Origin of the sequence: Pseudomonas sp. BBP2017 (genome assembly GCF_003024385.1) — a bacterium.
Classification (GTDB): domain Bacteria; phylum Pseudomonadota; class Gammaproteobacteria; order Pseudomonadales; family Pseudomonadaceae; genus Aquipseudomonas.
Genome location: NZ_PVZN01000009.1, coordinates 45,586 through 58,245, shown reverse-complemented (window position 1 = coordinate 58,245; position 12,660 = coordinate 45,586). Strand labels below are relative to the sequence as shown.

Genomic DNA, 12,660 nt, shown 5'->3' with positions numbered 1-12,660 from the left:
AGCATCCCGAGCGGCGGATGCTCCGAATATGCCCGCAGTTGAGGCGGGCACCGTAGGTGTTCAAGCTGTACTTCAATTCTGTGAACACCTTCGATCGCTGTGAGCGGGCTTGCCCCGCGATGCTTTCCTTCCTTGCCGCACACATCAGTGGTCTTTAGACTTACGCCTCATTTAAGCGTGAGCAGGGTCGATGTCCACTGTCTTTCCCGAAGATTCGGTCGGTCTGGTAACACCGCAACTGGCACAGTTCAACGAGCCTTTGGCGTTGGCCTGCGGTCGCTCGCTGGCCACCTATGAACTGATCTACGAAACCTACGGCACCCTCAACAGCACGGCCAGTAACGCTGTGCTGATTTGCCATGCGTTGTCCGGCCATCATCATGCGGCGGGCTATCACAGCCCCGACGACCGCAAGCCGGGCTGGTGGGACAGCTGCATCGGCCCGGGCAAGCCGATCGACACCAACCGCTTCTTCGTGGTCAGCCTGAATAACCTCGGCGGCTGCAACGGCAGCACCGGTCCCAGCAGTATCAATCCGCTGACCGGCAAGCCTTACGGTGCCGACTTCCCGGTATTGACCGTAGAAGACTGGGTGCACAGCCAGGCCCGCCTGGCCGACCGCCTGGGCATCCAGCAGTGGGCCGCCGTGGTCGGCGGCAGTCTTGGCGGCATGCAAGCGCTGCAGTGGACCATCACCTATCCGGACCGCGTACGTCACTGCCTGGACATTGCCTCGGCACCCAAGCTCTCGGCACAGAACATCGCCTTCAACGAAGTGGCCCGCCAGGCCATCCTCACCGACCCGGAGTTCCATGGCGGCTCGTTCCAAAACCTGGGCGTGATCCCCAAGCGCGGCCTGATGCTGGCGCGCATGGTCGGGCACATCACCTACCTGTCCGATGACTCCATGGGCGAGAAATTCGGCCGTGAGCTGAAAAGCGACAAGCTCAACTACGACTTCCACAGCGTCGAGTTCCAGGTCGAAAGCTACCTGCGCTACCAGGGCGAGGAATTCTCCGGCCGCTTCGACGCCAACACCTACCTGCTGATGACCAAGGCACTGGACTACTTCGACCCGGCTGCCGCACACGGCGGCGACCTGGCGGCGACCCTGGCCAATGTCACCGCAGACTACTGCGTGATGTCCTTCACCACCGACTGGCGCTTCTCGCCAGCGCGCTCGCGGGAGATCGTCGACGCGCTGATCGCCGCGCGCAAGAACGTCTGCTACCTGGATATCGACTCGCCCTATGGCCACGATGCCTTCCTGATCCCGACCCCGCGTTACATCACGGGATTCACGAACTACATGAACCGCATCGTCTGCTGAGGAACCTATGAGAGCCGACCTGGAAATCATCCAAGACTGGATCCCCGCCGGCAGCCGGGTACTCGACCTCGGTTGCGGCACTGGTGAACTGCTGGCGTCGCTGCGCGACCACAAGCAGGTCGCCGGCTACGGCCTGGAAATCGACCCCGACAACATCGCCCAGTGCGTGGCCAAGGGCGTCAACGTCATCGAGCAGGACCTCGACAAAGGCCTGGGCAATTTTGCCAGCAACAGCTTCGACGTGGTGGTCATGACCCAGGCCCTGCAGGCCGTGGAGTACCCGGACCGGATCCTCGACGAAATGCTGCGCGTAGGTCGCCAGTGCATCATCACCTTCCCCAACTTCGGCCACTGGCGTTGCCGTTGGTACCTGGCGACCAAAGGTCGCATGCCGGTTTCGGATTTCATGCCTTATACCTGGTACAACACGCCGAACATTCACTTCTGCACCTTTGAAGACTTCGAGGCGCTGTGCAGCGAACGTCGTGCCCAGGTTCTCGACCGTCTGGCAGTCGACCATTTGCACCGCCACGGGTGGGCGAGCAAGCTATGGCCTAATCTTCTAGGGGAGATCGGCATTTACCGTGTCAGCAGCCCCGGCCTTGCCGAACACAAGGTCGCGGTTTAACCCGCACACTGGAGGAGAACGATCATGGGTCGCTTGTTGAGCTTTTTACTGATTGCCTGCCTGAGCGTAACGGCCGTCGCCGCCGATGCCATCAAGGGCGAACGCAAGGAAGTGTTCGGTGATACCACCGTGCACTACAACACCTTCATCTCGACCTTCCTGCAACCGGATATCGCCAAGGCCGCAGAACTGGTTCGCAGCAAAAACCAGGGCGTGATCAACGTCTCGGTGATCAAGGCCGGTAAGCCAGTGGCCACCCAGGTCAGCGGCACCGTCAAAGACCTCACCAGCACTTCGATCCCGCTGAAGTTCAAGCAGATCACCGAACAAGGTGCGATCTACTACATCGCCCAGTTCCCTGTGGAACAACAGGAAACCCGAACCTTCACCATCGACGTTGGAATTGGTGGCAAGACCGAAACCATCCGTTTCAACCAAGAGCTTTTCCCAGGCGAATGATGACTTTTCAGCAAATCGTATTGGCCAGCCACAACGCCGGCAAACTCAAAGAACTGCAAGCCATGCTCGGTGACACCGTGCAGCTGCGCTCGATTGGCGAATTCAGCAGCGTCGAACCGGAAGAAACCGGCCTGTCGTTCGTCGAAAACGCCATTCTCAAGGCGCGCAACGCCGCACGCCTTTCCGGTATGCCGGCATTGGCTGATGACTCGGGCCTGGCCGTGGACTTCCTCGGTGGCGCCCCGGGTATCTACTCGGCGCGCTACGCCGACGGCCAGGGTGATGCGGCCAACAACACCAAATTGCTCGATGTCCTCAAAGACGTCCCGCAGGAGCAACGCGGCGCCCAGTTCGTCTGTGTCCTGGCCCTGGTGCGCCACGCCGACGATCCGCTGCCAATCCTCTGCGAAGGTCTCTGGTACGGCCGCATCCTGACCGAAGCCAGCGGCGATCACGGCTTCGGCTACGATCCGCTGTTCTGGGTGCCGGAGCGCAACTGCTCCAGCGCCGAGCTGAGCCCCGCCGACAAGAACCAGATCAGCCACCGTGCCCGCGCCATGAGCCTGTTGCGTCAACGTCTGGGCCTGGCATGACCGATCATTCGCCGGCACAGCCACTGCACCTGGGCGAGGCTGGCTTCACTTCCCAAGCACCGCGGGCGGCCTTGACGCAACTGCCGCCCCTGGCGCTGTACATCCATATTCCCTGGTGCGTGCGCAAATGCCCGTACTGCGACTTCAACTCCCACGCTGCCACGCCTGAGCTGCCGGAAGAGGCGTACGTCGATGCCCTGCTGGCTGACCTCGACCAGGAACTGGGCGCAGTCTATGGCCGACCGATCAGCTCGATCTTCTTTGGCGGCGGCACACCCAGCCTGTTCAGCGCCCGCGCTTTGGGCCGGCTGTTACAGGGAGTCGAGCAACGCATCCCGTTTGCCAGCGATATCGAAATCACCCTGGAAGCCAACCCCGGGACCTTTGAACAGGAGAAGTTCAAGGCCTACCGGCAATTGGGCATCAATCGCTTGTCGATCGGCATCCAGAGCTTCCAGCAGGCCAAGCTTGAGGCCCTGGGTCGCATTCACAATGGTGACGAGGCAATTCGCGCCGCCGATATGGCGCGCAATGCCGGGTTCGACAACTTCAACCTCGACCTGATGCACGGCCTGCCGGAGCAGTCGCTGGATGATGCCCTTGGCGACCTGCGCCAGGCCATCGCACTGAATCCCACGCACCTGTCCTGGTACCAGCTGACCCTGGAACCGAACACGGTGTTCTGGAACCAGCCACCGTCGCTGCCCGAAGACGACATCCTCTGGGACATTCAGGAGGCCGGCCAGGCCCTGCTCGCCAGCCACGGTTACACCCAGTATGAAGTCTCGGCCTACGCCCAGCCTGGCCGTGCGGCCCGTCACAACCTCAATTACTGGAGCTTTGGCGACTTCATCGGTATCGGAGCCGGCGCCCACGGCAAACTCAGCCATCCGGACGGGCGCATCCTGCGCACCTGGAAGACGCGCCTGCCCAAGGACTACCTGAACCCGGGCAAAGCCTTCAAAGCCGGTGAAAAGCTGCTGCCGGTGGACGAACTGCCGTTCGAGTTCCTGATGAACGCCCTGCGCCTGACCCAGGGTGTGGACAGCGAACTGTTCAGCCAACGCACCGGACTGCCGCTGGAACAACTGGCTGCAGCCCGCCGTGAGGCCGAACAAAAAGGCCTTTTGCAGGTCGAATCGACGCGACTGGTCGCCACCGCACGAGGCCAGTTGTTCCTCAACGACCTGCTGCAGTATTTCTTGACCTAAGGATTACGAATGGACTTGGTACTCGACCTGCTCTCGACAGTTTCCCGCTGGAGTCGCAGCCATCTGTCGGAGATCTCACTGGCGCTTGTGGGCTGTCTGCTGGTGCTGTTTGGCACCGACATCAAAGGCTGGGTGGAACAACGCCTTGGCGGCCTGGCAGGCGCCTTGCGCGTGCCGTTCATGGCCTTGCTGGTGATGATCGGCAGCGGTGCGGCGCTGATCTATGCCACACCATGGGTGGTGAAAGGCCTGGCGCAGTTCAACAACTATGCGTTGGCGCCGGTGTTGCTGATTGTGCTGGTGTTGATTGGCGTAGTTGCTGATCGACGCTGAGAGCATCGCCGGCAAGGCCGGCTCCTTGTAGGAGTCGGCCTTGCCGGCGATCGAGCGCAAAGCGGTCGCCGTTTTACGCCAGTTTTTCGAACTTCAGATCCCACACCCCATGCCCAAGTCGCTCGCCACGGCGTTCGAACTTGGTAATCGGGCGTTCGGCCGGACGCTCCACGCACTTGCCGTCGGCGGCCAGGTTGCGATAACCCGGGGCGACATTCATCACTTCCAGCATGTATTCGGCATAGGGCTCCCAGTCGGTGGCCATATGGAATACCCCGCCGACCTTGAGCTTGCTACGCACCAGTTCAGCAAACTCGGGCTGAACGATACGACGCTTGTGGTGACGGCTCTTGTGCCACGGATCGGGGAAGAACAGCATCAAGCGATCGAGGCTGTTATCAGCCACGCACTTGTTCAGCACTTCGATCGCGTCGCAGTCGTACACCCGCAGGTTCTTCAGGCCCTGGGTCAGCACGCCGTTGAGCAGCGCACCGACACCCGGACGGTGCACTTCGACACCGATGAAGTCCTGATCCGGCGCGGCAGCCGCCATTTCCAGCAGGGAATGGCCCATGCCGAAACCGATCTCCAGGGTACGCGGTGCCGAACGGCCAAAGACCTGGTCGTAGTCCACCGGGCTATCGGCCAGTGGCAGGATGAACAGCGGCCCACCCTGCTCCAGGCCACGTTGCTGGCCTTCGGTCATGCGCCCGGCACGCATCACGAAACTCTTGATACGGCGGTGTTGGCGCTCTTCGCCTTCGGCGGAGATCGGCGTTTCTTGCGATTCAGTCATCAGGGGCTCTTACTTGATCAGACCATCCAGCGGCGACGAGGCGCTGGCATAGAGTTTTTTCGGCATACGCCCGGCCAGATACGCCAGGCGACCGGCAACAATGGCGTGTTTCATGGCTTCGGCCATCATGATCGGCTGCTGGGCATTGGCAATCGCCGAGTTCATCAGCACCGCCTCACAGCCCATTTCCATGGCGATGGTGGCGTCCGAAGCGGTACCGACACCGGCGTCGACCAGCACAGGTACTTTCGATTCTTCAAGGATGATCTGCAGGTTGTACGGGTTGCAGATACCCAGGCCGGTGCCAATCAGGCCTGCCAGCGGCATCACCGCGATGCAGCCGGCTTCAGCCAGCTGACGGGCGATGATCGGGTCGTCGCTGGTGTAGACCATCACATCGAAACCGTCCTTGACCAGCACTTCGGCGGCCTTGAGGGTTTCGATCACGTTGGGGAACAGGGTTTTCTGGTCGGCCAGGACTTCCAGCTTGACCAGGTTGTGGCCATCGAGCAGTTCACGGGCCAGGCGGCAGGTACGCACGGCTTCGACCGCGTCGTAGCAGCCTGCGGTGTTCGGCAGGATGGTGTAACGATCCGGCGGCAGCACATCGAGCAGATTCGGTTCGCCCGGGTTCTGGCCGATGTTGGTCCGGCGCACGGCCACGGTGACGATCTCGGCACCCGAGGCTTCGATCGCCAGGCGGGTTTCTTCAAGGTCACGGTACTTGCCGGTGCCGACCAGCAGGCGCGACTGGAAGGTACGGCCGGCCAGGGTGAAGGGCTTGTCGCTGCGAAGGTTGCTCATCGGAAATCCTCTGAATGGTTGAGGGACTTGCAAGGTGTTCCTGGGGCCCTAGCCGCCGCCGATGGCATGCACGACTTCGACCTGATCGCCCTCACGCAGCGCCGTGGCTGCGTGCTGGCTACGTGGCACGATATCCAGGTTGAGCTCTACCGCGACGCGGCGCCCGACAAGGTCCAGGCGGGTCAGCAGGGCCTCGACGCTTTCGCCATCGGGCAACTCGAAGGGTTCACCGTTCAATTGAATGCGCATGCGCACGGCCACCATTATTTTTAGGGGCCCGCATTCTAGCCCTGATCAGGTGCTGCGACCAAGGCCAAGCATCGCCATTCGTCTCGATTCGGACCGCCGAGTCAACCCAGGCGCCAGGCGGCGAGCCCCAGACACAGCCAGCCGCCAAGGAAGGCCATACCACCGATTGGCGTGATCATGCCCAGTTTTCCAATACCACTGAGGGTCAGCAAGTACAGGCTGCCGGAGAACAGCACGATACCCAGGGCGAACAAGCCGCCGGCCCAACCGACCAAGCGGCCAGGTAACTGCGTGGCCAGCACGGCAACGCCAAGCAAGGCCAGGGCGTGGACCAGCTGATAGGTTACCCCAGTATGGAAGATCGCCAGGTATTCACTCGTCAGTCGCCCCTTCAGACCGTGCGCGGCAAAAGCACCCAGCGCGACACCGGTGAATCCGAAAAAGGCAGCGAGCAAGAGAAAACTACGCAACATGAGGCGACTCCTAGTCATCACAGGGTCTGTATAATGGCCCGCTCATTCGGTTCGGCCAAGCCATCTCTATGTTGTCGTCCATTATCCGCCGCCTTACCCGCGCCCTGCTCTGGTTCGCCGCCGGCAGCGCCTTGCTGGTGCTGGTGCTGCGCTGGGTACCGCCGCCGGGCACGGCGCTGATGGTCGAGCGCAAGGTCGAATCCTGGCTCAACGGCCAACCCATTGACCTGCAGCGTGACTGGGAGCCTTGGGAGCGCATTTCCGATGAGCTCAAGGTGGCGGTGATTGCCGGTGAAGACCAGAAGTTCGCCAACCATTGGGGCTTTGACTTCATCGCCATCCAGGCCGCCCTGGCCCACAACGAACGCGGCGGCAGCATTCGCGGCGCCAGCACCCTGAGCCAGCAAGTGGCCAAGAATCAGTTTCTCTGGTCGGGACGCAGCTGGCTGCGCAAGGGCCTGGAGGCCTGGTTCACCGCCCTGATCGAACTGCTCTGGTCCAAGGAACGGATACTTGAGGTCTACCTCAACAGTGCCGAATGGGGCGAAGGTGTGTTCGGTGCACAAGCCGCCGCGCAGCATCATTTCGCTGTCGATGCCAGCCGCCTGAGCCGTCAACAGGCCAGCCTGCTGGCCGCCGTGCTGCCCAGCCCGTTGAACTGGAGTGCCAGCCGTCCCAGCAGCTATGTGGCCCGACGTGCTGGTTGGATCCGTCAGCAGATGCGCCAGTTGGGTGGCAGTGGCTACCTGGTGCAGCTGGAAAGCCCGCGCAAGGCGCCCTGGAACCAATAAAAAACCCGGCAAAGCGCACGCCTTGCCGGGTTTTTATTGTTTGCTGATTACTGGGTAAACGCCTTAGAACGCGCCCATGTAGTCACGTTTGCCCACTTCCACACCATTGTGACGCAGGATTGCGTAAGTGGTGGTGACATGGAAGAAGAACTGCGGCAGGCCGTAGGTCAGCAAATAGGCCTGGCCACTGAAGCGCTTCTCTTTCGGCGTACCCGGACGGGTCACGATTTCGATGCCTTCCTTGCCATCGATCTGCGCCGGCGCAACGCTGTCCAGGAAAGCTAGAACCTTACTGATCAGCGCTTGCAGTTCAGCAAAGGTGGTTTCGCTGTCATCGTATTTCGGCAACTCGACCTCAGCCAGGCGCGCTGATACACCCTTGGCGAAATCAACAGCGATCTGCACTTGGCGAACCAGTGGAAACATATCCGGATACAGGCGAGCCTGGAGGAAAACGCTCGGATCAATGTTTTTCGCCGTGGCGTGAGCTTCGGCCTTGTTCAGAACCTCACTCAAGGCGTTGAGCATTTGCTTGAAAACAGGAACAGAAGCAGCGTACAAGGAAATGGTCATAGCAATCTCGACATGGGTGGCGGAAAAAGTGGCGGGGCCAGCGTGGCGCGATTATAGACCTGCGCTGGCGCCTGAAAGACATGAAAAAGCCCCGACACATCGGGGCTTTTTGTTTATTGCCGTATCGCGGCTCAGATTGCGATCAAGGCTTTCACCTTGTTCATCGCATTCTTCTCCAGCTGACGAATCCGCTCGGCGGATACGCTGTATTTCTCGGCCAGGTCGTGAAGCGTGGCCTTTTCCTCGGCTAGCCAGCGCTGGTAGAGGATGTCGCGGCTACGGTCGTCCAGACCCTGCAGGGCTTCATGCAGGTTGCTGGTGGAGTTGTCGCTCCAGTCGGCATTTTCAAGCTGAAGCGCCGGGTCGTAGCGATGGTCTTCCAGGTAGTTGGCCGGCGACTGGAACGCACTGTCGTCGTCAGCTTCGGACGCTGGATCGAAAGCCATGTCCTGACCGGTCAGGCGGCTCTCCATCTCGCGCACTTCACGCGGCTCGACACCCAGGCTTTCGGCCACACGATGCACTTCATCGTTGTTCAGCCAGGCCAGACGCTTCTTCTGGCTGCGCAGGTTGAAGAACAGCTTGCGCTGGGCCTTGGTGGTTGCGACCTTGACGATACGCCAGTTACGCAGGATGAACTCGTGAATCTCGGCCTTGATCCAGTGCACGGCAAAGGACACCAGGCGCACACCCATTTCCGGATTGAAACGCTTGACCGCTTTCATCAGGCCAACGTTGCCTTCCTGAATCAGGTCAGCCTGGGCCAGCCCGTAGCCGGAATAGCTGCGAGCGATATGTACGACAAACCGCAGGTGGGCAAGCACCATCTGCCGAGCCGCCTCAAGATTCTGCTCATAGTAGAGACTCTCGGCCAGTTCACGCTCCTGCTCCGGCGTCAGCAATGGAATGCTGTTGACCGTGTGCACATAGGCTTCCAGGTTTGCGCCGGGAACCAGGGCATAGGCAGGTTGCAACGAAGTGGTCATACGAAAAAACCTCCGACTCACTAAACTCGTGCCCGCAGGCACTGCCAACATTGACCGGGAACCGCGAAACAAGTTCCCTGAAAATAAAAAGAGTCAATAGCAGCAAAAAGACATTATCGCGGTGCAAGCTCGCTCAGGTGGCGGGCGACCGCAATCCAAGCACCGATATACCCTAACAGTACCGCACCAAGCAAGAGCGACAGACCATCGGCAGGCGGAACTCCGGCCAAGGCGAAATCACTGCCATATAGCCCGGAAAGCCCGACTACCGCGTCATTCAGCCAGTTCAGGCCGAATGCCAGCACGCCCCAGGCCAACACCCCCGCACCCAGGCCGTACAAGGCGCCCATGTACAGGAAAGGCCGGCGCACATAGCTGTCGGTACCGCCTACCAGCTTGATCACTTCGATCTCGGTACGGCGGTTCTCGATGTGCAGGCGAATTGTGTTACCAATTACCAAAAGCAGCGCCGAAACCAGCAAAACCGTCAGACCGAAGACAAAGCGATCACCCAGTTTGAGGATCGCGGCCAGACGCTCGACCCAAACCAGGTCCAGCTGCGCCGCATCCACCTTGGGCAGTTCCGCAAGGCGCTGGCGCAAGGCTTCGAGGGCGGGTTTGTCGACTTCCGCCGGAGTCACCACGACCACGCCGGGCAGCGGGTTTTCCGGCAGCTCGCGCAGCGCATCACCCAGCCCGGACTGCTGCTGGAATTCTTCCAGGGCCTTCTCACGGCTGACGTACTCGGCCTCGGCCACGCCCGGCAAGCCCTTGATCTGCTCACGCAGGGCTTCGCCGTCGCGGCTGCTGGCGTCGAGCTTGAGGTACAGGGAAATCTGCGCCGCACGCTGCCACGACCCACCCAGACGCTCGACGTTGCCGAGCAGCAACGACAGGCCCATGGGCAGACTCAGGGCCACTGCCATCACCAGGCAGGTGAAAAAGCTGCCGATCGGCTGCTTGGCCAGGCGCCGCAAGCTGTCGAGCAGGCTGGAGCGGTGGCTTTCCAGCCAGGCATGCAACAGGGTGCGGAAATCCGGACCATCGTCGTCATGGCTGTTGCGTTTGTTCTTTTCAGGTGCTGGGTCGGCGGCCTTCGGCGCGACCCGTTCGGAAACCTTTGGACTGCGTGTCGCACTCATTGCCCGGCCTCCCCGTCGCCGATCAAGCGGCCGCGCTGCAGGGTCAGCATGCGATGGCGCATACGCGCGATCAGTGCCAGGTCGTGACTGGCAATCAGCACACTGGTGCCCAGGCGGTTGATGTCTTCGAATACACCCATGATCTCCGCGGCCAGGCGCGGGTCGAGGTTACCGGTGGGCTCATCCGCCAGCAGCAAGGCCGGACGGTGCACGATAGCGCGGGCAATACCGACCCGTTGTTGCTGGCCGGTGGACAGGTCGCCGGGAAACAGTTCGGCCTTGTCCGACAGGGCTACACGCTCAAGCGCCGAGTCGACGCGCTTGGCCACCTCGGCCTTGGACAAGCCAAGGATCTGCAGCGGCAGCGCAACGTTGTTGAATACAGTACGGTCGAACAGCAGTTGATGATTCTGGAACACCACGCCGATCTGCCGACGCAGGAACGGAATCTGCGCGTTGCTGATCTGCCCTAGATCCTGCCCGGCCAGCAGCAGCTTGCCACTGGTCGGTCGCTCCATGGCCAGCAGCAGGCGCAGCAAAGTGCTTTTGCCGGCGCCAGAATGGCCGGTGACGAACAGAAATTCGCCCCGACGCACCCGAAAACTCAACTCATGCAGGCCTACGTGACCATTGGGGTAGCGCTTGGCGACCTGTTCGAATCGAATCATGGATGCTCCCGCTCGGCAAACAGTGCTTTGACGAAGGGCTCGGCTTCAAAGGTGCGCAGATCGTCGATGCCTTCGCCCACGCCAATATAGCGGATTGGCAAGCCGAACTGCTTGGCCAGGGCGAAGATCACCCCACCCTTGGCGGTGCCATCGAGTTTGGTCAGGGCCAGGCCCGTGAGTTCAACACTCTGGTTGAAGTGCTTGGCCTGGTTGATCGCGTTCTGTCCGGTACCGGCGTCCAGCACCAGCAGGACCTCATGCGGCGCGTCGGCATCGAGCTTGCCGATCACCCGACGGACCTTCTTCAACTCTTCCATCAGGTTGTCTTTGGTGTGCAGGCGACCGGCGGTATCGGCGATCAGCACATCGATGCCGCGCGCCTTGGCGGCCTGGACGGCATCGAAGATTACCGAAGCGGAGTCGGCGCCGGTGTGCTGGGCGATAACCGGAATCTGGTTGCGCTCGCCCCAGACCTGCAACTGCTCGACGGCGGCGGCACGGAAGGTGTCACCGGCGGCGAGCATGACTTTCTTGCCTTCCAGCTGCAGCTTTTTCGCCAGTTTGCCGATGGTCGTGGTTTTGCCGGCACCGTTGACGCCAACCACCAGGATCACAAAAGGCTTGGAGTGGGACTGGATGCGCAGTGGCTGCTCGACCGGTTTGAGCAGGTCGGCCAGTTCGCCTTGCAGGGATTTGTACAGCGCATCGCTGTCGGCCAACTGCTTGCGTGCGACCTTCTGGGTCAGGCTCTGGACGATCACCGAGGTGGCTTCGACGCCAACGTCTGCTGTCAGCAGACGGGTCTCGATCTCGTCGAGCAGGTCGTCATCGATGGCTTTCTTGCCCAGGAACAGGCTGGCCATGCCCTCGCCGATGCTGGCGCTGGTCTTCGACAAGCCCTGTTTGAGACGGGCGAAGAAGCCTGCCTTGTTCTCTTCACTACGGGCCGGGGCAGGCGCTTCGACAGGCGTGGGCTCTACGACAGGCGTAACGGGTGCAGCGGTGGCCACTGGAGCCACTGGAGCCACTGGAGCCACTGGAGCCACTGGAGCCACTGGAGCAGGCTCAGGCTCAATGACTGGCGCTGCAACCGGTTCAGGCTGGACAACGACCGGCGCAGGCTCCACCACAGGCGCAGCGACCGGTGCCGGACGTTCCGGAATCGGCGGCGGGGTGTGCGGCTCAAGGTCAGCCACCAGGGCAACCGGCTCTTCAGGCACCGGCAGGACCAAACCGACGGACGGCGCGGGTGGTGCCTCAACTGCAACCACCGCTGGCGCGACGACAGCAGGCTCTGGCGCAACGGCAGGTGCTGGTACAGGCGCGAGGGCACCATCGATTGGCGCTGCGGCGGCCGGCACGTCGCTGGTCAGCGCCGCAGGCTGCTCTGGCTCAACCGGTGCAGGGGCTTGTGGCTGTTCGGCAACAGGGGGCTGGGGCTTTTTGCGCAGCCAGCCGAACAGGCCTTTCTTTTCACCAGCCGCGGCCGGCGTCTTTTTGTCGTCGTTGGAACCAAACATGGAAGACGGCTATCTCAGGGTAGCGATGCGCCACTGCGGCGCCTCGAAAATTCTTTTAACGCAGAACAGACTACTTTTATTCCGGCTCGTTCATGCGCAGCATT

General features: G+C 61.3%; 15 protein-coding genes and 1 pseudogene. 7 read left to right on the top strand and 9 right to left on the bottom strand.

Features of this window, described 5'->3' with window-relative positions:
- The first annotated feature begins 190 nt into the window (after positions 1-190).
- From C6382_RS13160 to C6382_RS13135, 6 genes are read left to right on the top strand one after another with little or no spacing between them, the layout of a single operon-like run.
- Positions 191-1,330: a homoserine O-acetyltransferase gene (locus C6382_RS13160; RefSeq protein WP_107024873.1), complete on the top strand. Its 1,140-nt coding sequence runs from the start codon at positions 191-193 to the stop codon at positions 1,328-1,330.
- 7 nt (positions 1,331-1,337) lie between these two features.
- Positions 1,338-1,958, top strand: a complete 621-nt coding sequence (metW, locus tag C6382_RS13155; protein ID WP_038615569.1) for a methionine biosynthesis protein MetW — start codon at positions 1,338-1,340, stop codon at positions 1,956-1,958.
- 24 nt (positions 1,959-1,982) lie between these two features.
- Positions 1,983-2,417 carry a DUF4426 domain-containing protein gene (locus tag C6382_RS13150; RefSeq protein WP_107024872.1) on the top strand — a complete coding sequence of 145 codons (435 nt, stop codon included), beginning with the start codon at positions 1,983-1,985 and terminating at the stop codon, positions 2,415-2,417.
- Positions 2,414-3,010: an RdgB/HAM1 family non-canonical purine NTP pyrophosphatase gene (gene rdgB, locus C6382_RS13145; protein ID WP_107024871.1), complete on the top strand. Its 597-nt coding sequence runs from the start codon at positions 2,414-2,416 to the stop codon at positions 3,008-3,010. Before C6382_RS13150 ends, rdgB begins: the two co-directional genes overlap by 4 nt.
- On the top strand, positions 3,007-4,221 hold the full coding sequence (gene hemW / locus C6382_RS13140) for a radical SAM family heme chaperone HemW (RefSeq protein WP_107024870.1): 1,215 nt from the start codon (positions 3,007-3,009) through the stop codon (positions 4,219-4,221). Before rdgB ends, hemW begins: the two co-directional genes overlap by 4 nt.
- Before the next feature lie 9 nt (positions 4,222-4,230).
- Positions 4,231-4,554 carry a DUF3392 domain-containing protein gene (locus C6382_RS13135; RefSeq protein ID WP_107024869.1) on the top strand — a complete coding sequence of 108 codons (324 nt, stop codon included), beginning with the start codon at positions 4,231-4,233 and terminating at the stop codon, positions 4,552-4,554.
- 73 nt (positions 4,555-4,627) lie between these two features.
- Here the strand turns inward: C6382_RS13135 and trmB are convergent, their stop codons facing one another.
- The 4 genes from trmB to C6382_RS13115 all read right to left on the bottom strand — a co-directional run bounded on the left by trmB (position 4,628) and on the right by C6382_RS13115 (position 6,876).
- The gene (gene trmB / locus C6382_RS13130; protein WP_038615577.1) at positions 4,628-5,350 is read right to left on the bottom strand and encodes a tRNA (guanosine(46)-N7)-methyltransferase TrmB; all 723 of its coding nucleotides are present in this window, start codon (positions 5,348-5,350) and stop codon (positions 4,628-4,630) included.
- 9 nt (positions 5,351-5,359) lie between these two features.
- Positions 5,360-6,154, bottom strand: a complete 795-nt coding sequence (locus C6382_RS13125) for a thiazole synthase (RefSeq protein WP_038615579.1) — start codon at positions 6,152-6,154, stop codon at positions 5,360-5,362.
- Between the two features lie 48 nt (positions 6,155-6,202).
- Complete coding sequence (gene thiS / locus C6382_RS13120) at positions 6,203-6,403, bottom strand: sulfur carrier protein ThiS (protein WP_107024977.1); 201 nt, start codon at positions 6,401-6,403, stop codon at positions 6,203-6,205.
- A gap of 101 nt (positions 6,404-6,504) precedes the next feature.
- On the bottom strand, positions 6,505-6,876 hold the full coding sequence (locus C6382_RS13115; protein WP_107024868.1) for a DUF423 domain-containing protein: 372 nt from the start codon (positions 6,874-6,876) through the stop codon (positions 6,505-6,507).
- A 33-nt stretch (positions 6,877-6,909) separates the two neighbouring features.
- On the opposite strand from C6382_RS13115, the pseudogene mtgA reads away from it, so the two are divergent.
- Positions 6,910-7,667: pseudogene (mtgA, locus tag C6382_RS13110) on the top strand (monofunctional biosynthetic peptidoglycan transglycosylase).
- Positions 7,668-7,730: 63 nt separating this feature from the next.
- On the opposite strand, the gene C6382_RS13105 reads toward mtgA, so the two are convergent.
- The 5 genes from C6382_RS13105 to ftsY form a co-directional block, all read right to left on the bottom strand.
- Positions 7,731-8,240: a DUF1993 family protein gene (locus C6382_RS13105; protein ID WP_107024866.1), complete on the bottom strand. Its 510-nt coding sequence runs from the start codon at positions 8,238-8,240 to the stop codon at positions 7,731-7,733.
- 131 nt (positions 8,241-8,371) lie between these two features.
- Positions 8,372-9,226, bottom strand: coding sequence for an RNA polymerase sigma factor RpoH (gene rpoH, locus C6382_RS13100; RefSeq protein ID WP_107024865.1), 855 nt, complete (start codon positions 9,224-9,226; stop codon positions 8,372-8,374).
- Between the two features lie 113 nt (positions 9,227-9,339).
- Entirely contained in the window at positions 9,340-10,368 is a 1,029-nt protein-coding gene (gene ftsX / locus C6382_RS13095) for a permease-like cell division protein FtsX (protein ID WP_107024864.1), read from the bottom strand.
- Positions 10,365-11,036 (bottom strand): cell division ATP-binding protein FtsE, encoded by a 672-nt coding sequence (ftsE, locus tag C6382_RS13090; RefSeq protein ID WP_038615591.1) that lies wholly within the window; start codon positions 11,034-11,036, stop codon positions 10,365-10,367. Before ftsE ends, ftsX begins: the two co-directional genes overlap by 4 nt.
- The gene (ftsY, locus tag C6382_RS13085; RefSeq protein ID WP_107024863.1) at positions 11,033-12,556 is read right to left on the bottom strand and encodes a signal recognition particle-docking protein FtsY; all 1,524 of its coding nucleotides are present in this window, start codon (positions 12,554-12,556) and stop codon (positions 11,033-11,035) included. Before ftsY ends, ftsE begins: the two co-directional genes overlap by 4 nt.
- Between the last annotated feature and the right edge of the window lie 104 nt (positions 12,557-12,660).

Coding starts and splice junctions, on each gene's coding strand:
- C6382_RS13160 (WP_107024873.1), top strand. CDS start 191: ATGTCCACTGTCTTTCCCGAAGATTCGGTCGGTCTGGTAACACCGCAA.
- metW (WP_038615569.1), top strand. CDS start 1,338: ATGAGAGCCGACCTGGAAATCATCCAAGACTGGATCCCCGCCGGCAGC.
- C6382_RS13150 (WP_107024872.1), top strand. CDS start 1,983: ATGGGTCGCTTGTTGAGCTTTTTACTGATTGCCTGCCTGAGCGTAACG.
- rdgB (WP_107024871.1), top strand. CDS start 2,414: ATGATGACTTTTCAGCAAATCGTATTGGCCAGCCACAACGCCGGCAAA.
- hemW (WP_107024870.1), top strand. CDS start 3,007: ATGACCGATCATTCGCCGGCACAGCCACTGCACCTGGGCGAGGCTGGC.
- C6382_RS13135 (WP_107024869.1), top strand. CDS start 4,231: ATGGACTTGGTACTCGACCTGCTCTCGACAGTTTCCCGCTGGAGTCGC.
- trmB (WP_038615577.1), bottom strand. CDS start 5,350: ATGACTGAATCGCAAGAAACGCCGATCTCCGCCGAAGGCGAAGAGCGC.
- C6382_RS13125 (WP_038615579.1), bottom strand. CDS start 6,154: ATGAGCAACCTTCGCAGCGACAAGCCCTTCACCCTGGCCGGCCGTACC.
- thiS (WP_107024977.1), bottom strand. CDS start 6,403: ATGCGCATTCAATTGAACGGTGAACCCTTCGAGTTGCCCGATGGCGAA.
- C6382_RS13115 (WP_107024868.1), bottom strand. CDS start 6,876: ATGTTGCGTAGTTTTCTCTTGCTCGCTGCCTTTTTCGGATTCACCGGT.
- C6382_RS13105 (WP_107024866.1), bottom strand. CDS start 8,240: ATGACCATTTCCTTGTACGCTGCTTCTGTTCCTGTTTTCAAGCAAATG.
- rpoH (WP_107024865.1), bottom strand. CDS start 9,226: ATGACCACTTCGTTGCAACCTGCCTATGCCCTGGTTCCCGGCGCAAAC.
- ftsX (WP_107024864.1), bottom strand. CDS start 10,368: ATGAGTGCGACACGCAGTCCAAAGGTTTCCGAACGGGTCGCGCCGAAG.
- ftsE (WP_038615591.1), bottom strand. CDS start 11,036: ATGATTCGATTCGAACAGGTCGCCAAGCGCTACCCCAATGGTCACGTA.
- ftsY (WP_107024863.1), bottom strand. CDS start 12,556: ATGTTTGGTTCCAACGACGACAAAAAGACGCCGGCCGCGGCTGGTGAA.